Raw genomic sequence first — 20,154 nt, 5'->3', positions numbered from 1 at the left:
AAAGAATAACCATATAATAATAAGTGCAATGCTTAAATGAACTTATATAACTTATATGGTAAAACACACAAAAAATGGAACAAGAAATAGACACAAACGAATTAGGAGAATCAATTGTAAAAGTTTTAAAAGGCATTTACGATCCAGAGATTCCTGTAGATATTTACGAATTAGGTTTGATTTATGACGTAATGGTAAATACTGATTTCGAAGTAAAAATCTTAATGACTTTAACGTCTCCAAACTGTCCTGTTGCGGAAAGTTTACCAAGAGAAGTTGAAGAAAAAGTAAAAACAATTGAAAACATTAAAGATGTTGATGTTGAAATTACTTTTGATCCGCCTTGGAGTAAAGATTTAATGAGCGAAGAAGCAAAATTAGAATTAGGAATGCTTTAATAAATAGTCATAAAGTTGAAAGTCATAAAGTCAAAAGTTAATGGCTTTGTGACTTTCAACTTTAAAACTTTAAGACTTCACTTATGGAAGAAATCATTAATAAAGTTGCCAATAGCGCATTAGAAGTTTTTGATCTTGAGGATTATTATCCAAAAGGAGCTCGTGTGCAAATTGATATTTCGCAATGGCTTTTAGAAGGTTTTTTATTGAAAGAAAAAGACTTTAGAGAGCATTTAAAAAATCACGATTGGTCACAATATCAAGATCAATATGTGGCAGTAAATTGCAGTACAGATGCTATAGTTCCTGCTTGGGCATTAATTTTAGTAGCAGTACAATTAGCTCCATTTGCCAAAAAAGTAGTAAATGGAACAATAGAAGATCTTGACGCTAGTTTATACGAAGAAATCTTGCCTACAATTGATTACTCGGCATACAAAAGCAAACCCGTTATTGTAAAAGGCTGTTCCAGAAAACCAGTTCCTATGCGCGCGTATATTTTGGCGACAACTTACTTACAGCCATTTGCAAGAAGCATTATGTATGGCGAAGCTTGTTCTGCAGTACCTTTATACAAAGAATCCAAGAAATAACTTCCTTTTATAGACAATAAATCCTACACCTTTTCTCGGTTTTTAGTATATTTGTTAATACACTTAAATTAAAAACCATGAGAAAGCTAGCTTTATTACTCTTCGTTTTAGCGAACTTAACTTTTGTTCAAGCCCAAAATTCAGAAAAAGAATTAATTCAGAATACCGAAAAAGCAGTCAAGAAAATAAATGACACTATCGAAGGTGAAGGCTGGAAAACAAAAGGAACCGTTTCTCTTTTATTAAATCAATCAAGCTTCAACAATTGGATTGCTGGAGGTGAAGATAGTTTTTCAGGTACTTTAGGAATCAACTATGATTTCAATTACAAAAAGAACGATCTTACCTGGGACAACAAAGTTTTAGCGTCTTACGGACTTTTGCAAACTAAAAATGCTGACTTCGAAAAGAAAACTGATGACCGCTTTGAATTCAATTCAATTCTTGGAAAAAAGGCTTTTGGTCAATGGTATTACTCTTATTTTCTAAATTTCAGAACTCAATTCTCAACTGGTTATTTGTATGGAAAAGATGAGAATGGAAAAGAAATCAGAACGGAAAATACAAAATTCATGTCTCCGGGTTATCTTACTACCGGTCCCGGTATTTACTGGACAAAAGATGATAATCTGAAAATAAATTTTGCGCCTTTAACCTCAAAGTTCACTTTTGTTGATGGTGCTTATACTTCAGGTATCGATCAGGCAACAGGTTTACCTTATGTTAGTGGAGATTATTTTGGTGTAGACGCGAATAAAACGATGCGTTACGAACTTGGTTTTTATGCTTCTGTTTATTACAAATTAGCCATTATGACCAACGTGACTGCCGAAAATATTCTGAATTTATATTCTAACTATTTAGAAGATCCTCAAAACGTAGATATCAATTACTCATTGAATATTATCATGAAAGTAAATAAATTTTTATCTGCTAATTTATCCTTTCAGGCAATTTATGATGACAATGCTTTTCAAGGTTTTCAAACGAGAGAAGTATTTGGCTTAGGAGTTAATTTCGGATTTTAATCTGAAACTGTATTTTACCGCAAAAAGCGCAAAAGTCTTTTCTTAGATTGCGCTTAATAAACACAAAGTTCGCAAAGCTATATAGATTTAGCTTTGCGAACTTTGTGTTTTATGAGATACTTTCAATATAAAAATCTTTGCGCTCTTTGCTGTAAAAATTTCTATTTATTCTTGATCTTGTTCTTCTTCTTTTTCGATTGCGTCTTTATAATCCGGATACAAGAATTTATTATAAGGAAATCTCGTGATATGAATCTGACGAACAGCTTCATAAACTCTTTCTCTAAACTCCTCAAAATTTTCTTTATTCGTCGCCGAAATAAACAGTGCATTATCTTCGCCTAAACGATGCATCCAAGTCGTTTTCCACTCATCAAGTGTATAATGTCTTGGCGTTTTTTCCGTCATTAAATCATCTTCATCAATCGTCAAATGTTTATAAGCATCGATTTTATTAAAAACCATTATAACTGGTTTTTCATGTGCTTTTATATCCTGCAAAGTCTGATTTACAGATTCAATATGATCTTCAAAATCAGGATGCGAAATGTCTACAATGTGCAACAACAAATCTGCTTCACGAACTTCATCAAGCGTACTTTTAAAAGAATCAACCAATTGTGTTGGCAATTTTCTAATAAATCCTACAGTGTCTGAAAGCAAAAATGGCAAGTTTTTAATAACCACTTTTCGAACTGTTGTATCCAGAGTTGCAAACAATTTATTTTCAACAAAAACATCACTTTTACCAACAGCATTCATCAAAGTCGATTTTCCAACATTGGTATAACCAACTAATGCAACACGCACCATCGCGCCACGATTGCTTCGTTGAACACCCATTTGTTTGTCAATCGTTTTGATTTTATCTTTCAATAACGAAATTCTGTCACGTACAATACGTCTATCGGTTTCGATCTCCGTTTCTCCCGGACCACGCATACCAATACCACCTTTTTGACGCTCAAGGTGTGTCCATAATCCCGAAAGTCTTGGCAATAAATAGATACATTGCGCCAACTCAACCTGAGTTCTTGCGTATGAAGTTTCGGCTCTTTGCGCAAAAATATCCAGAATCAAATTGGTTCTGTCCAAGATTTTACAATCTATAATTTTAGAAATATTTTTTTGCTGCGATGGTGATAATTCGTCATCAAATATTAAAGTCGATATATCATGTTCTTTTACAAAAAGATTGATTTCTTCTATTTTTCCTGTTCCAACAAAAGTCTTTGGGTTTGGGCGCTCCATTTTTTGAGAAAAGCGTTTAATAACTTCACCACCAGCGGTAAAAGTCAAAAACTCCAATTCATCCAGATATTCGTTAAGTTTTTCCTCACTTTGGTTTTGAGTCACAATACCAACAATGGCTGTTCTCTCAAAATTTATAACTTCTTTTTCTAACATAGCTTTGAATAAGGTGCAAATTTAATGATTTGTAAGGTACTAACGCTTACAGAATTTCTTTTTTAAGTTCTTATTAGCATTTTATCATGTTTCCTAAAAACAGAAACCATTCAAAAATTAAAAATATCAAGAACTTAATCTCAATAAAATCTAATTTTTAAATGGTTTTTAAATTAAGTCGAAAGACAAAAACTATTCGTAAATAAATGTTTTTTCAGTTTTTACAATTCCATTTTCTTCAATTTGAGAACATGAAATCGGAAAATTTAATTTATTGTATTTGTATTTTCTACTTACAGCAACTAAAACTGCAGACGATGGACTAAAGTTTACTTCGTTATTATAAGAGATTGCTTCAAAACTAAATTCGTCTTCATGATAAGAAATCATCGGTACAATTACTTTATAATTATCTCCAAAAAGACTTTGAACAATTAACTGATCTACAGATTTTTTGTCATCAAAAGTATAGGTTTTAGAAATTTTATCTCCAACCAAACCTTTATGTTTTACAACATTATCATTGGTGTAAACATATTCGATTTTACCAATAATTGCTTTATTTCTATCACGTGAAGTACGTCTTACGATAATTCCGTTTTCAACGATATATTCTATATCATCAACTAAATTCTGATGATTTGTACTTTTTTTAGTTGTTACTTTTATCCTTGCGCCTTCATAAGCAAATGTCACAACTTTAGTAATATAATCAGGTCCTTCCTGATATTTCTTTACAAATTTTGTAATGTTATTATCAGCATCATAAGAGTAATTTACGACTTCTTTCCAATCACTTCCAACTTTGTCTTTTACGGTCATATCCAAAAGTCCTTTAGGATTGTAAAAGAAATGCTGTATAACATCAGAAGTTGTAATAGTCTGGATTTTTCCGTCTTTGAACAAAACCGTTTTATTTACGATTTCTCCATCTTTAGAGTTTTGATAATTTGTTTTGACAATGTTAATTTGTTTTAATCGAACCGGGCTGTCCTGACTGTGCAGCATGCATGGTAAAACCATCATCATGATGGCGATAAAGTAGGTTTTCATGTAGTATTTGTATTAGTTTGGGATGACCAAAATACAAAATTCTATCAATTTTTAACAGTTTAAATCTCAAAAACAGTACACTATTAAATTATTATCTAAAAATCAACACTTTAAATATATTTTTAAAGAAAACACAACCTACTTTTCGCCAAAAATTCTAACATCATCCACCATAAAAGCACCGTTAAGCGTTTTATCTTTTCCAGATCCGATGTATTTAAATGCAATATGAATATTTCCCGAATATGAAGACAAATCAATTCCTCCTGAACTTATAAACTGTCGCGAAGGCGTTGACAATGATGGAAAATTAGCCTCTAGTTTTGTCCAATTTGCTTTAGTAACACTTGATCCGTTAAAGTCTGTTGACACATAAACTTCTAATGAATTCAATGGCGAATCAACTTTTAAATCATGTTGTGCGCTTCTAAAAGAAAATACCACATTTTTATAATCGCCTAAATTGATTTTTGGAGTTACGAGCCATGCAACATTTTCGGCAGCTGTTGTACTTGTTGTATTAAACTCTGCATATCCGTTTCCGGCATACAACATGCTTTTCCATAATTTTGAAGCTTTTTGCACAATATTACTCCAACCCGGCAAAGCAAAATTCACATTATTCTTTACCGTTTGAAAATCTTCATCAAAAAACGGAATGTTTCTTTTCCCGTTCATTTCTACATCCTCTTCTGACCTGATCATCAATTGATAATCTGATCCAAATTTTGTCAATATCCCTCTGACTTTTCCACTTCCTTCGGGTACAAAATGATCTGCAAAACTGGCATAACCACTTGTTCTGAATATAATTTGATTTCCTGTTTTATCTCTTAAATTCCAATTTGTAGAACCTCCAACATTATTTGATTCTTCAAAATAATGTCGTCCAATTGCTGCTTCCGTAAATTGCACATTTATTAATTCTATTAATGTATTGAGTTTACTTTCGTTTAATGCTTCTTCAATAGAAACCGTCTGAACCAACTGACTTTCATCAATAATTGTACAGGAAGCATTTAATACATTTTTATAATCATTTTGCGAAACCCTCCCAATTGTTGGATCTCCGGCATTACTTACATACAAACTTCCGATGCGTAAACCTTCAAAATACAGATCTGTAAACTGATTTTTAAGTTTTATGTAAACTTTATTTCCAATACGAAAATCAATATAGGAATTTGAAACATCAACCGGAATACTAAATCCTATTGCTGGTGTTTTGTCCGTTGCCAAAGTTTGAAATGAAATTGCCTTAAAAAAGTTTCCTTCCTGATCACTTGATACAACGTATGCCTCAATTACATCATTATAACTGTATTGTTTGGGAACTAAACCTGACATATCTTTGACTTTTTGAACCGTTTGATTTATCGTTAAATCAGGTTGTGTACATGCTAATTTTGGAATTTCAACTTCATTATTACAACTATAAAAAAAGGCGAATAATGATGCTAAAAAGAGAATTAAGAATCTATTTTTCATTAGAAATATGTTTTTAAATTTTTATAAACTGATGGTCAGATTCACGAAATAAGTTCGTCCGTATCCGTAAAAATATTTGGGTCCAAAAGACGGCGTTCCACTTGATACATCTTGATTAAGTGCTCTAAAATTGGCATTTCTGGCTTGTTCAAAACCGCCTGTTTTATAAGTTAAATCCAAAACATTATTTATGCTCGCAAAAAGCCCAATGTATTTTCGGGAGATTCTCCACGACTTCCCTCCGGAAACATTTAAAAGTACCATTGGATCAAATTTTTCTTGTTTTAATAATGTAAATGTGCGCTCTTCTGTCGCTTCGGGAAAGACCAGACCGCTTATCGAATTTTTATAAAACCTTGCTGTTCTTGCAATGGGTGAAACATCGATATAACTTTCCGCTATATAATTAATGTTCGATGCCAGCCACCAATATTTCGGATCTCGATATTCCAATCCAAATGAATAGGCTTGTTGCGGCATGCCTGATTGTTTGTAATTTTTAAGATAAGATTCTCCAAAATCAAAAGTTGCCTGACTGTCTCCTTTGGCTACATTTGCATCATTTGTTATTGAAACATTTGGGTTACTATTGTAGGTATAATTGCCATAAGCAGCAGAAAAAGTCGATTTTAATGTTATTGAAATTTGATATTCAAAACTCAGTTCAAGCCCAATATTTTTCTTGTCTAAATGAGTTAAAGTCTGGCTGACAAAAGCATCTGTACTATTATAACTTGCGCCTCTGTCAAAAATTCCTTCGGCGTAAAAAAAGGAAGTTTTGGTTGTGTTTTTTATCAAAGTATAATATCCTGTAAATCGCATTTTAAGCCTCGGAGAATGATAAACATAATTCGCTTCGGCACTACTGATATTTTCATTTTCGATTCCGTCAACAACAGAATTATTTAAACGTGAATTCGAAAATGTGTTCCGAAGTGATGGCGCTCTTGTAAGATGCATTCCGTTAAAAAACAACCACTGTTTTCCTGAAATTTTATACGTGAATCCGCCTTTAAAACCAAAATTTTCAAAATTGACTTTTTCACTTTTGCCAAGAGAAGATGTTGGATAAATTCCGTTTTGATACAATCCTTCTCTTTGATAATTTGAAAAGGAATAAGATTGTCCTAAATAAAAATCAACCTTCTTATAGGAGAATTTAAACTGCGTAAAAGCATCAATTGTAGTTGCTGTAAAATTATAATTATAGCCATAAATATCACCTTCTTTTACTTGACGATTCGGATTTTGCGAATCTGATTGTGCTGCATCTCCGCTGTAAAAAGTATCTTTATCTTCAAAATATTGTCCTCCAAGTAAATCTAAAAGATATTGAAACTGATGGGATTTCAAATTTCTAAAGGTAAGTCCGCCATCAAAAGCACTATTTTCTGAAAACTGTATGTTTAAATTTGAATTTGCCGCAATTGTATTATCGTCGGTTCGATCTTCATATAAAACATAATGACTTTGCGAAGCTTCATAACCTGTAATCACTCCATTAGAATTTATAATTGGCTTTTGATTTGCCTGATATATTGCTTCCCAATCTATTTGAGGATTTTTGAGAAATGATATTTTACTTTTCTCGGCACTTTCATAATCCGGCGTAAATTCTCCTGAGAATTCTCCATTATCTTTTGCATAAAGAGAACTGTAATAACTTGGTAATTTCCGATAATAAGTAGGATCCGGGCTGTTTGTGTTTTGATAATCTATGGTGCTGTTTCCTACTTTTCCAAACTGATACATTACGCTCGAATTCAGATTTGTTTTTTCATTGATCTTAAAATAATGATTAAGCATTAACAACGGTTCTTCGACTTTCTTAATTCTGGCATTTCGTTTCTCATCATTCTGAAAGCCCCAATATGAATTGTATTTCTCGTTCGTTAATTGTGTTACTTCATTTGTGTTTGCCGAGTTTTTTGCGCGAGAACTTGGTGTATAAAATCCGGTAAAATTTAAAGATTGTCTTTTGTTTAATTTCTTTTCTACGCTTATAAAAAAGGATTCTGCGTCAAAATTTGTTCCTTCAAAATAGCCTTCTCCTGACCAACGTTTTCCTGCCGAAATCGCAAATGCCCAACCAGAAGCATTCATTCCTGAGACATAAGTACCAATTGCTCGTAAATTGTAAGTTGTATTGCTTCCTGAGAATGTTAGTTGTGTGCCTTTTCGATACGTTGAAGCTCGGGTAAATATTTGCTGTGTTCCCAAAACGCCACCAAATGTATAGTTTGAAGCTGCTGCTCCAACAGAGAATTCCTGATTTCTTAGCACGTTATTCAAACCGCCCCAATTGCTCCATTGTGGTCTTCCGTCATAGATTTTGTTCATCACCATGCCGTTTAGCATCATGGTTCCGTTTTCACTATCTAAACCACGAACTCTAAATCGGGCTTGACCCCAATTGAATGCGGACGCTTGCATAAAAGCATCTTTTGAGGATTGTAATAAACCGGAAGTCATTTCTGATGAACTGCTATCGTCTGATAAATCGCTTTCTAATAAAGAAATTAAGGCTGAAGGTGTTTCGTCTGAAAAGCGATCTTCTAATTGAAGTATTCCTAAATTTACTTTTTGCCCAAAGTTTGACTGGACTTTTAAAAGTAAATCTTTATAGCCCTGACTGTGTAGCAAAAGCAATTGTTCGCCTGTTTTTACAGAATGTAATTCAAATTTTCCGTTTTTGTTTGTGAGTTCTGTCGCTGCCGAATTTTGAATACTTACAACAACATTTTCTAAAGGATTTTGTGTTTTCGAATCCAGTACTATTCCAACGAATGTAGTTTCCTGTTGTGCAAAAGCAACCTTAAAAGACAATAAAATAAAAAGCAACACGTATTTTTTTCCCATAGAAATCCCCAACTTATTTTTGATAAATAGTTTTTAGATTAAAATTGCTTTGGTTTAAAACATTTTAATCTTTACATCAAAAGATAGAATTGGTTTCTGGAAAAGAGTTATGCGAAATTCAAAATCAACAAAACAAATATTGATTTGAAGCCAAATGTAGTTTAAAAATTAACAAGAAATTGCTTTATTTTTAATTAAATTTTAAAATAAAAATGATAGTGGAGCTTTTTTCTCATTTTATGTCATTTCGACAAAGCAGAAATCACACGCGTAACTCGACAAAGATTGGCGACTTTAGGCATAGAGTTTCTAGTGTGATTTCTCCTTCGTCGAAATGACAAATAGTAACTTAAAAAACTATGTAGTTCTTATTTTAGATACCAAAAAGGCAATCAAAACACCAAAAACTCCTATAAAAGCAAAAGAAAATTTAAGCCCAAAAGTTTCTGCAATGTGACCAATAACTGGTGGCCCCATTAAAAATCCCAAAAAACTTACGCTTGAAACTATGGTTAAAGCTTCGCCTGGCGGAACTGTTGGATTTTTTCCTGCCATGCTATAAACAGTTGGTACAATTGTCGCAACTCCTAAACCAACTGCCATAAAAGCAATTGTACAAGGAATAATATAAGGTAGAAAAACTGCTGTAAAAAGTCCCGCCGAAATCATGATTCCGCTAATTTGCATCACACGTTCACGACCAAATTTATTGATTAATCCATCTCCTAAAAATCTTCCGCTTGCCATCATAATCATGAATGAAGTATATCCTAAAATTACTAATGGTCCGGGCGCTTTCACGACATCTTTAAAGTAAACTCCGCTCCAGTCAAACATTACGCCTTCGCTTGCCATGCTGCAAAAACCAATTACGCCAAGCCAGATTAAGGCACTATCAGGTTTTACAAAAAGCTTTTTCTTTTCAGAAGTTTTATGTTTAATTTTTTCTTTGGCTTTGACTAAAAATTTAAAATTCAATGCAACCATTAGCAACACAATTCCTCCAACAATTAGAAAGTGATGAAATGGTGTGAGGTTTAAAGCTAACATTCCTAAACCAACTAAAGCTCCTGTAAATCCGGCAAAACTCCACATTCCGTGAAACGATGACATAATGGTTTTTCTAAAAAGAACTTCTGTATAAACGCCTTGTGTGTTTACGGCGATATTGGCTAGATTTCCAAATAATCCAAACAGAAATAATCCCAGCGATAATTGTAAGGCTGAAGTTGCCAAACCTAAATTAGCCAGACACAAAACATACATTATTAAGGAGAAAACTAAAATACGGTGACTCCCGAATTTGGTTACCATTTTTCCCGAAAAAGGCATAATTACCAATTGCCCCATTGGAAGCGCAAAAAGTATTGAACCCAAATCTCCTTCGGTCAAATGCAAGGCGGTTTTAATATCCGGAATTCTACTCGCCCAAGTTGCAAAACTCAAACCCATTCCGAAATAAAACATTCCAACAGCAAAACGAATTCGGTTTAAATAGGAAGCTTTTGCCTCTCTATAGACTTTCTTGATTTTTCCCTTGGTTTGGAATAATGATAATGGATTGAAATTGATCAAAGTGAATGCATTTTAGATTTAATACCATAAAAGTACTAAAAAGCAATTTTACAGACTATAAAACCCGACTAGTTCGTGAATTTATAACGTTGTATGTTTATAAATTTCTTTAAAAGGGGCAAAGGTTCAGAGTTGCAAAGGGACAAAGGTTGTTTTTAAGAGACTAAGATTCTGAGATGCTAAGGGACTAAGGTTTTCTATCTATACCATAAAAAAAGACGCACTGCTGTGCGTCTCTACAATGTAATTTTAAAAAAAATCTGCGTTGATCCGTTTTATCCGTCAAATCCGCGGGCAATTTTATTTACAAATTAATCACTTTTTGCTGCGCATTACTTGCGATTGCAGCTTCGATAATTTGCATGACTTTTACTCCGTCTTGTGCTGTAACTGGTTCGACTTTGTTGTTTGCAATCGAATCATAAACGCCATCAAAAAACGAAAAGTAATTTCCCTGAAGTGTTGGGATTTTCTCTCTGATTTCTTTTCCGTCTATTTCTGTGTGCAAAAGTCCTTGTAAAGTTTCAGATTCTGTTCCCCAAGATTCTAAGTTTGGCTTTTTGCCGAGTTTCAATTCATCTTCCTGAACATCGCCACGAGGTTTTAAGAAAGAACCTTTTTTTCCGTGAATTGTGTATGCCGGATTTGCTTCTCTAACGAAGAAACTTGCTTTTAGTCGCACACTGAAATTTTCGTAAATCAGCAATAAATCAATCCAATCGTCTACTAAAGAATTGTCTCTTGTATAACGAATATCTCCAAAAACCGATTTTGGTGAACCAAATAAACAAACTGCCTGATCGATTAAATGCGGTCCTAAATCTTTCAGGATTCCTGCTCCGTCATTTGCGGTTTCTTTGTGTGCTTTTGCACTCAATAAAGGATTATACCTGTCGAAATGAAATTCGGCTTCGACCAAATCTCCTAAAACTCCTTCTTTAATTATTTTTTGGACGGTTTTGAAATCACTATCCCATCTTCTGTTTTGAAAAACGGCTAATTTCAAACCTTTTTCTTTTGCGATTGTTGCTAATTCTTCGGCTTCGGCAACAGTTGTAGTGAATGCTTTTTCTACAACGGCATGTTTTCCTGCTAATAATACTTTTTTAGCATATTCGAAATGTGTTCCAACTGGCGTATTTACAATTACCAAATCGACATCGTCTGCTAATAAATCATCGATTGAAGGATAACTTTTTACGCTTGGATAATCTTCCTGAATTAGTTTTTTGCTTCTTTCCCAAGAACCTAATAATTCAAATCCCGGATGAATATTTAAAAATGGAGCGTGAAAAACTTTCCCCGACATTCCGTATGATAATAGTGCTGTTTTTATTTTTTGCATTTTGGTATAGATTTTTTTTCGCCACGAATTCACGAATTAATTTTAAAAGAAAGCTTTGTAATTCGTGAATTGCTTCGCCTGTTCGCTATCGCTCGGGTCGTGGGTTAATAGAATTTAAATTTTAGCTCTTTCGTATTGTTTTGGCCATTGAATATCGTCGTTTAATTCTTTGGCAAAATCTAAAGGTAAGTTTGGATTTCTTAGCGATTCTCTGGCGAACAAAACCAAATCGGCCTGATTGTTTTTTAAAATTTCTTCGGCTTGTTTGGCTTCAGTAATTAAACCAACTGCTCCGGTTATTATTTGTGCTTCTTTTTTGATTTTAGCTGCAAAATTAACCTGATAACCTGGTCCAACAGGAATTTTTTGATAAGAAACTAATCCGCCTGACGAAACATCGATCAGGTCTATTCCTTTTTCTTTTAATATTTTCGAAAGTTGTACAGATTCTTCCGGATTCCATCCACCTTCTGCCCAATCTGTTGCTGAAATTCTAACGAATAAAGGCAAATCTGAAGGCCATTCGGTTTGAACTGCTTCCAGAATTTCTAAGGTAAAACGAATTCTATTTTCGAAACTTCCGCCGTATTCATCAGTTCTGATATTGGTTAGTGGAGATAAAAACTGGTGCAATAAATAACCATGTGCCGCATGAATTTCCAACACTTTATAACCAGCTTCAACAACTCGTCTTGTTGATGATTTGAAATCTGAAATTATTTTTTGGATTCCATTTTTGTCTAAAGCTTCCGGAAGAAACGGTTCGTCATCGTGATACGGAATCGCGCTTGCCGAAACTGTCTGCCATCCGCCTTGAGCGAAATCTAATTTTTTATTGCCTTCCCAAGGAGCAGAAACACTTGCTTTTCGGCCGGCATGTGCCAACTGAATTCCCGGAATGGCATTTTGTGAAACGATAAATTCGTTGATTGTTTTTAGTTTCTCGATATGCTCATCTTTCCAAATTCCAAGATCTGAAGGTGAAATTCTTGCTTCGGGAGAAACTGCGGTTGCTTCCTGAATGATTAAACCAACTCCACCGCTGGCACGACTGCCAAGATGAACCAAATGCCAATCGTTTGCAAATCCGTCGATTGCGGAATATTGACACATTGGCGAAATAACGATTCTGTTTTTTAATGTAATTTCTTTTATCTTAAGTGGAGAAAATAATAGTGACGCCATAATTGTAACTTTTAATGGTTTTGTACTACCTATAAGGTATGATAGTCTTTAAAAAAGTAAAGTTAAAGCTTCTTCGGAAAAGTAGAATTCTAAATGTTTATTAATTAACAAACATTTAAAATAAATTCTGTTTACTCCACAGATTATAATATTCTCCTTTTTTTTCCAATAAGATATTATGACTCCCAGATTCAACAATAGCACCGTTCTTCATTACTAGTATTATATCTGCATTTGCGATTGTACTTAAACGATGAGCAATAACAATTATAGTTTTGCCTTGCAATTTAAAGTCGTCAATAACATCTTTTACAACTTTTTCAGAATTAGTGTCTAATGATGCTGTCGCTTCATCCATTAATAAAATTTCTGGATTTTTGTATAATGCTCTCGCTATTGCAATTCGCTGTTTTTGTCCTCCGGAAAGCATTGCACCATTTTCTCCAATTTGGGTTTCAAAACCATTGGGTAGCTTTTCGACAAAATCTGTTATTCCAAGTTGTTTTGACAAATTTAAAACCTCCTGAATATTTGGAAATGAATCTCCTAATGCAATATTTTCAATAATATTTCCTGAAAACAAATTAAGCTGTTGGGGAATTACCCCAACAATTTTTCTCAAACTTTGGTAATGGATAAATTGCATATCATATTCTCCAATATAAATTTTTCCTTCTTTTATTGGGTATAAATTTTGAAGAAGTGAAATCAAAGTTGTCTTTCCGCTACCACTTTCTCCTACAATTGCTGTTGTCTCATTTTTTTTGAATATAGCATTGAAATTTTTAAAAACTTCTATTCGTGATCCATAACGGAAAGAAACATTTTCAAATTTTATGTCTCCTAGATTCTCTTTATTTAATTCAACTTTATTTTCTGTCTCTTCTCTTTCCAAATCCATTATTTCAAAAAGTCTGTCTGCCGCAATTAATGCATTTTGCGCTGTTTTATTCATACTTATTAAAGAAGCGACAGGTGAAGTAAAATAACCTATTAAAGCATAAAAAGAAAACAATTCTCCCGGAGTAATAAACCTTTCAATTACATATCCAGATCCAACCCACATGAGAACCACTGTAAATGCAGATGCTAAAAACTGCGTAGAAGTATTCGCAAACACTACATTTAAACCTGATTTGTAAGTTGTGAACAATAATTTTACAAATTTATTTTCCGTTTTTATGTTAGAAAACTCTTCTATTCCAAATTCTTTTACGGTCCTGACATGAGTAATACTTTCAACTAATTGGGTTTGTAATTCAGCGGCATTCTCCATAATTTTTCTTTCGACTTTCTTATTGAATTTATTCAAAAGAAAATAAATTGCAGTATAAAACGGAATCACTAGTAAAATAACCAATGCTAATTTCCAATAATAAGTAAACATTAAAGCGAATGAGAAAATCACAATAAAAACATTTACAATCATTTCGATCGCTACTTCATTTATAAAAGAACGAATTTTTACAGCATCATTTATTCTGGATGTAATCTCGCCTATTTGCATCGTATCAAAAAAACGTTGCGGTAAATGAAGTAAATGTTTATAGTAACCGAGAATTAATTTTGCATCGATTAACTGTCCCGTTTTCATTACAAAAATACTTTTCTTCGAACCAATGTAAGCTTGAAGCAAGATAATTACAATCATAGAAATACTTAATAAATTGAGTAAATTTCTATTACCGCCTACCAAAACATAATCTGTAATTTTTTGAATATAAATAGACATCGTCAATCCTAGTAGAGTAAATACTACGGCACCAACCAAAGCCTGAATTAAAATAATTTTGTGTGGTTGAATTAAATTCCAAAACCGCATTACCGGAGAGGTTATGTCATTTGAGGCTTTAAAAGAATCATTAGGTGCAAAAAGAATAAAAACACCTGACCATATTTTTTGAAAATCTTCAAAAGTATAAATTTCCATCTTACCAAAACCAGGGTCCATAATGGTGATTTTAGATTTTTCAACTTTATAAATTACAACATAATGATGAAATTGCTCTTTTGTAATGATGTGTGCAATAGCTGGAAGTGGAATTTTATCCAGAGAATCTAAACTACCTTTTACCCCTTTGGCGGTAAATCCCATTTTTTCGGCACCTTCAATAATTCCCAATACATTTGTTCCTCTTTTGTCTGTATTAGCATACTGACGAATTCTAGCTATAGGAAGATTAATCTTGAAATGGTTTCCAATAGATGCCAAACAAGCAGCACCACAATCTTTAATATCATGTTGCTTTATTTTTATTGAAGCCATTTTTAATTATTTTTTTGATGATACTTGTTTTGGATTTAGCCAATCGTCTATTTTATCAAATAATAAATCAAACAAGCTTCTGCGAGTTATAATGTATCTTGTGGTTAAGGTCATACCTTTAGAGATATTGGCTTGATAACCTGATTTTAATTGTAGTGTTGTTGAATCTAAAGCACAGCGAACTTTAAAAAAAGCCTGCTCTCCTTGTATGGTTATATTTCGATCAATATCAATTACTTTCCCTTCTAAAAAACCCCATTGATTATAATTAAAAGCATCTAATTGAAATTTTACTTTCTGATTCTTTTTAATAAGTCCAATATCGTTGGAAGAAATAGTATTCTCTACAATAAGGCGATCTACCGCCGAAATTGTAGCAATAGATTGTGACGCATTTATATAGGAACCTATTTGAATCCCTGAAAAATTTTCTATTGTTCCAGAAATAGGGGCAAGAACAACATAATTACTGGATTCTACTTTTATTTTTGCAACAGTTCCATTTAGGTTTTTTAATCGTTCTTCTAAATCTCTTTTTTGATTTTCCCAAGTAGATTTTTGTTGGTTTATATAACTCTGTAAAGCTTGTTTATTTAAGCGTAATTCGTACTCCAATTTTTCGAAATCAGCTTTTGCTATAATATCTTTATCATACAATATTTTATTTCGGTCGTAATTTATTTGGGCCTGCGAAACTTTACTATGTAATTCATTTTTACCTGACTGAAATTTAGACAAATCCTCTCGTGCCGCAGATGTAGATAAAGTTGAAGTTTTATTTTGTAGTAAATTCGAAACATCATTTAAAAGTGCAGAAACAGAACCAGACAAAGTATCTTGTGTTCTTTTATCCGTTTCTAAGTTTTCTTTTGAAATTTTTATGAGTGTATCACCTTTTTGTACAATGTTATTATTCTTTAGCGACAGCCATATTACGCGACCGCTAACTATCGTTGTAACAGGCACATTGTCAGTCATAGTGCGAATAATACCTCGACTTTGACTACTGATATCTACTTTAATAACTGGCAATAGCACCAAAAATATTATAATTGCAAAAACAATAATAACGTAAATCGAAAAACTTTTAGTTTTATTTTTTGCGACTAAATTTTCGAGCGTATTTATAGGATCTAAACTAAAATTCATAGGTTTATTTTAAGATATGACCTGATAGATACCCCCAAATAAAAACAATTGCTCCACAGCAGGCTTTATAAGTAAAGTATTAAAAAAGACGTTCGAATTAGTATTGTATAAATTATATCCAAGACTTCTTGGTGTTTTACAACTCAAAAAATCTGTTTTTGACTTTAATGACAGAAATAATAATACGCTTGACCTATTACATATCCAATAAAATATAACATAAACAACCCAATAATGGATGTTAATACTATTTTTAAAAAAAAGTCTTTTTGTGAAAAAAAATTATTTTGCATACTCTCTATTGTTTAGTAAATTTTCTTTTTAACAATTAATATTTATGTGAATCGCTAAAATTTTTCTTTTAAATTTCAATTGAAAAACATAAAACTACTTCAAAAACTCCTATGAATTAAAAGCTGACATTCATGATGAATGTTCAACTGTTCCCAAAATCACAGAAAAGCCGAAAACAAAAAAACTAACCCTTCAACTCATTGATTTTCAACTTAATTTCAAAAGAATAAGTATTTGATTTACTTTGATAAATTTGATACAATTGAATAATCTTTTCTGATATTTTCTTTTTAAAATCTAAGTTGTTTTCACTAGCAACCTTTATATATAATAGATCAGCAAAATCTTTAATATTTTCATAATCAACATTCCCTGAAATTATATCCACAATTTCTTCAGCTTGCTTTTCTAAAACTAATTTTAGTGACAAACCGAAGTGTTGCAAAGTAAATTCGTTAATATAACCATCAATATCTTCAATTTCTAAAGGCTTTTGTTTTAATAAAGCTGATAAAAAATCTGACAGATATTTAATGCTTCTAAGAATTAAATCTTTATTTGTTTCCATGAATTAAAATTTTAGCAGAAATAAGTCAACAAAGGAATTAATAGCTATTTAGTAATTAATCTTTGAGTATAACGATCTAATAAAAGATATTTTCTTTCCAAAATATAAAATTCCAATATACTCATTAAATGATGGGTTTTCTTTATTATTATTTTTTATATCTGGATATTCAATACCTTATTAATTAACTTCCAATAATTAAAAACGCGAGGTCTAGAGTTAAGTATTTCTCACGTTATTTTCTAATCCGCCAAAGCTTTACCAAAGAGCATTCCCTTTTGGAATATATAAATACTTAACAATATGAAAATTGCTAATGCATATAATAGCAAAGAGTAAATTTTGTTTTTAGCTTTCATTTTACAATTATATATTAGTTAAATAACCATAGCTAACACCTAATGACCATATACCAACAATGGCATAATAAAGTGGTCCAAATCCTGCTTCGATTTCAATTAACTCCTTTTGTGTTAACTCTTTTAATTCAATTATTTCCATGATAAGATTTTTAACAATTATTTTTCAGCTAAATGCTTTCCATAAGCTTCTCCTTTATCAAAAACCCATGCCGCACCAACGCAAGACATCCCTACAGCAGTCAATAGAATTGCCCAATATCCCTCTTTCAACTTCTTCTATTTCCTGAGCATTAAACTCAACTAAATTTAAATTTTCTAATTCCATAATTTTAAATGGTTAATTAATAAATCCAACAAATCATTTTCTCGAAAACTTATTTTATAACAAACTTACAAGAGTTCCGTCCAAAAAAATTGGACGGAACTCTGCATTCTCAATTTTATTTTGAGAATAATTCTTCTAAAATTTCATTATATTGATGTTTTTCAAACTCCTGTATCTTTTTATTTTTTAGCAGAAAAATTTTATCACAATCTTTATACAGTATTTCAAGAATATGAGAAGAAATAAAAACAATACTAGTTTCTGATAATTCCCGAATATAACTCATTAATAAATAATTAGATTCTAAATCTAAGCCATTGAAGGGTTCATCGAAAATATAAATCGAATATGTTTTCTGTAAAACAGCATTCATGTAAGCTTTCTTTTTCATCCCTGTAGAAAACTCCTTAATTAATTTATCCTGTGGCACATCAAACATTTGAAAATCATTATTCTCAATATTTAGTAATTCCTGATAGAAAATCGCAAATTCTCTTGCAGTTAATTCATCATAAATTAAAGGCTCCGTAGGACACCAAGCAATTTTGCCATGAAGAGAAAGCTCTTTCGCATGGTTAATAGAACCTGCAAAAGAAGTTAACCCCATTATACATTTAAATAATGTAGTTTTTCCTTCTCCATTTTTCCCTACAACTCCATAAATTCCATTTTTAGATAGAGAAATCGAAATATTTTCTAAAACTAATTTGTCTTTATACGACTTATTTTTTATTTCAATTTGAAGCATACTGAATAGCTTTAATGGTTTTAACCGATTTTAAATACAAAAACGGAATAGCTATAACAGGTATTCCGAGCGGAAGCATGCTTAAAAAAACAGCAAGCATAAGTTGATGTTGAAATTGATTCTTAAAGAATGAGTATTTGAATATGATATTAAGTAATGGAATTGCAAAAATTAAGGGGACAAAACAAAGTAATTCCCATTTCTGAAAAACAAGAAGACTAACAATTAATGGAATAGTTACCATTAATGAATTCACAATTACAGTCTTGAATTGATTATTAAGGTAATATTTACCACAATAAAAACTAATTTTTACACTCTCTATAGATTCCCTTTGAAAAGAAGGCAATGCACCAAATAATGATGTTATAAAAAATGAAGCTATAATAAGGTTTTCATTATTGTATAAATCTCCTAAAATCACAAGAAAGACAGTTATTGGAAGAAATAAAACTAACTTGTTCCTTCTCCAGCAAATATGCCAAAACGGGTCAAATAATTTAAAAGGATATTTAATTATCTTATTATTAGACTCAGGAACAATAACAACAATATACGCAGTAATTAAAGCAAGATATATTAAAACCAATAGATATTCTTTGTTTATAACAAGCAAAAGCAAATAGAGCAAACTATAAATAAAATATTCTCCGAATAATATTAATTTCCATTTCTTATTTAGTTTCAGCAACTCAATATCTTTTCGATTAAGATGGTAGAAAAAAATATCTAAAGAAAATAAAAGGGAATAGTTTCGTAAAACTTGGAACTTTTCATTTAAGCAGAAAAGATATAATAGGCAACCACAAAGAAAAATCATGACAGCCAATTTATCCTTAGCAGGCAGAAATTTTCTAAGACGAATTAGTATTAATGTTTGAATTATTTTAATCATGTTTTATTAATAAAAAAAGGAACGAATCACTAAAATAGTAAATTCGTTCCTTAAAATTTCCAACAATTAATAAGCTTGGTGCGTTCCCCACAATAAGAAAACTGCAATTACTAGTGGGATAATCCCGCCCTCAATTTCCTGTACTTCCTGAGCATTAAGCTCTACTAAATTCAAATCTTCTAAATTCACTAATGATAATTCCATAGTTTAATTTTTTAAATGTTAATTAATAATCTTAACAAAAATCATTTTCTCGAGAACTATTTTGTTACAGCAAACTTATCAGAGTTCCGTCTAATAAAACTGGACGGAAGTTAGAACCACCAAAAATTTCTCTTGATTCATCATCTATAATAATTTTTAAAGAATAATGCAGTACCAATTCAAAAGATCTTTCATAATAAAAACTTTCTCTTTTTTTGCAATATTTTAAGGGTGCATCAAGTTCTTTAATTATTTCTAAATCATTGTATAATTGACTTCTGCTCAAAAACAATTTTCTCGCAAAAGCATTAGGTGTTCCTGTTTTCTCAGAACTTATTAACTTATGTATTCTTTTAATTCGTTCAATTTGTTTAATAAAATTCATGGCTTATAAAATATAATTACTACAAGG

The 20,154-nt window shown here is 31.8% G+C and carries 18 protein-coding genes; 3 read left to right on the top strand and 15 right to left on the bottom strand.

Features of this window, described 5'->3' with window-relative positions:
• Positions 1–74 precede the first annotated feature (74 nt).
• From WN975_RS20275 to WN975_RS20265, 3 genes are all read left to right on the top strand, one after another.
• Positions 75–398 carry an SUF system Fe-S cluster assembly protein gene (locus WN975_RS20275; RefSeq protein ID WP_099710273.1) on the top strand — a complete coding sequence of 108 codons (324 nt, stop codon included), beginning with the start codon at positions 75–77 and terminating at the stop codon, positions 396–398.
• Positions 399–481: 83 nt separating this feature from the next.
• Positions 482–991, top strand: coding sequence for a DUF2480 family protein (locus WN975_RS20270; RefSeq protein WP_337968071.1), 510 nt, complete (start codon positions 482–484; stop codon positions 989–991).
• Between the two features lie 77 nt (positions 992–1,068).
• The gene (locus tag WN975_RS20265; RefSeq protein WP_337968070.1) at positions 1,069–2,019 is read left to right on the top strand and encodes a DUF3078 domain-containing protein; all 951 of its coding nucleotides are present in this window, start codon (positions 1,069–1,071) and stop codon (positions 2,017–2,019) included.
• A 165-nt stretch (positions 2,020–2,184) separates the two neighbouring features.
• Here the strand turns inward: WN975_RS20265 and hflX are convergent, their stop codons facing one another.
• The 15 genes from hflX to WN975_RS20190 all read right to left on the bottom strand — a co-directional run bounded on the left by hflX (position 2,185) and on the right by WN975_RS20190 (position 20,127).
• Positions 2,185–3,426, bottom strand: a complete 1,242-nt coding sequence (gene hflX, locus WN975_RS20260; protein ID WP_337968069.1) for a GTPase HflX — start codon at positions 3,424–3,426, stop codon at positions 2,185–2,187.
• A gap of 192 nt (positions 3,427–3,618) precedes the next feature.
• Positions 3,619–4,479, bottom strand: a complete 861-nt coding sequence (locus tag WN975_RS20255) for a hypothetical protein (RefSeq protein ID WP_337968068.1) — start codon at positions 4,477–4,479, stop codon at positions 3,619–3,621.
• Positions 4,480–4,617: 138 nt separating this feature from the next.
• Entirely contained in the window at positions 4,618–5,967 is a 1,350-nt protein-coding gene (locus WN975_RS20250; RefSeq protein ID WP_337968067.1) for a DUF5689 domain-containing protein, read from the bottom strand.
• A gap of 21 nt (positions 5,968–5,988) precedes the next feature.
• On the bottom strand, positions 5,989–8,826 hold the full coding sequence (locus tag WN975_RS20245; RefSeq protein ID WP_337968066.1) for a carboxypeptidase-like regulatory domain-containing protein: 2,838 nt from the start codon (positions 8,824–8,826) through the stop codon (positions 5,989–5,991).
• Positions 8,827–9,183: 357 nt separating this feature from the next.
• On the bottom strand, positions 9,184–10,401 hold the full coding sequence (locus WN975_RS20240; protein WP_337968065.1) for an MFS transporter: 1,218 nt from the start codon (positions 10,399–10,401) through the stop codon (positions 9,184–9,186).
• A 304-nt stretch (positions 10,402–10,705) separates the two neighbouring features.
• Entirely contained in the window at positions 10,706–11,746 is a 1,041-nt protein-coding gene (locus WN975_RS20235) for a Gfo/Idh/MocA family oxidoreductase (RefSeq protein WP_337968064.1), read from the bottom strand.
• Positions 11,747–11,860: 114 nt separating this feature from the next.
• Entirely contained in the window at positions 11,861–12,931 is a 1,071-nt protein-coding gene (locus WN975_RS20230; RefSeq protein ID WP_337968063.1) for an NADH:flavin oxidoreductase/NADH oxidase, read from the bottom strand.
• Positions 12,932–13,046: 115 nt separating this feature from the next.
• Positions 13,047–15,197 carry a peptidase domain-containing ABC transporter gene (locus tag WN975_RS20225; RefSeq protein ID WP_337968062.1) on the bottom strand — a complete coding sequence of 717 codons (2,151 nt, stop codon included), beginning with the start codon at positions 15,195–15,197 and terminating at the stop codon, positions 13,047–13,049.
• Positions 15,198–15,203: 6 nt separating this feature from the next.
• Positions 15,204–16,346 (bottom strand): HlyD family efflux transporter periplasmic adaptor subunit, encoded by a 1,143-nt coding sequence (locus WN975_RS20220; RefSeq protein ID WP_337968061.1) that lies wholly within the window; start codon positions 16,344–16,346, stop codon positions 15,204–15,206.
• A 478-nt stretch (positions 16,347–16,824) separates the two neighbouring features.
• Entirely contained in the window at positions 16,825–17,208 is a 384-nt protein-coding gene (locus WN975_RS20215) for a hypothetical protein (RefSeq protein ID WP_337968060.1), read from the bottom strand.
• Between the two features lie 366 nt (positions 17,209–17,574).
• A complete protein-coding gene (locus WN975_RS20210) occupies positions 17,575–17,709 on the bottom strand; it encodes a hypothetical protein (RefSeq protein WP_337968059.1) in 135 nt (44 codons plus the stop codon).
• A gap of 301 nt (positions 17,710–18,010) precedes the next feature.
• Positions 18,011–18,643: an ATP-binding cassette domain-containing protein gene (locus WN975_RS20205; RefSeq protein ID WP_337968058.1), complete on the bottom strand. Its 633-nt coding sequence runs from the start codon at positions 18,641–18,643 to the stop codon at positions 18,011–18,013.
• Complete coding sequence (locus WN975_RS20200; protein WP_337968057.1) at positions 18,630–19,538, bottom strand: hypothetical protein; 909 nt, start codon at positions 19,536–19,538, stop codon at positions 18,630–18,632. Before WN975_RS20200 ends, WN975_RS20205 begins: the two co-directional genes overlap by 14 nt.
• A gap of 66 nt (positions 19,539–19,604) precedes the next feature.
• Positions 19,605–19,742 carry a class IIb bacteriocin, lactobin A/cerein 7B family gene (locus tag WN975_RS20195; protein ID WP_337968056.1) on the bottom strand — a complete coding sequence of 46 codons (138 nt, stop codon included), beginning with the start codon at positions 19,740–19,742 and terminating at the stop codon, positions 19,605–19,607.
• A 64-nt stretch (positions 19,743–19,806) separates the two neighbouring features.
• On the bottom strand, positions 19,807–20,127 hold the full coding sequence (locus WN975_RS20190) for a hypothetical protein (RefSeq protein WP_337968055.1): 321 nt from the start codon (positions 20,125–20,127) through the stop codon (positions 19,807–19,809).
• Positions 20,128–20,154 lie beyond the last annotated feature (27 nt).

The sequence above is a fragment of the uncultured Flavobacterium sp. genome (assembly GCF_951805225.1).
Taxonomy (GTDB): Bacteria; Bacteroidota; Bacteroidia; order Flavobacteriales; family Flavobacteriaceae; genus Flavobacterium.
Note: the sequence above shows the minus strand (reverse complement) of the source record. Positions and strands in the feature narration are given on the sequence as shown.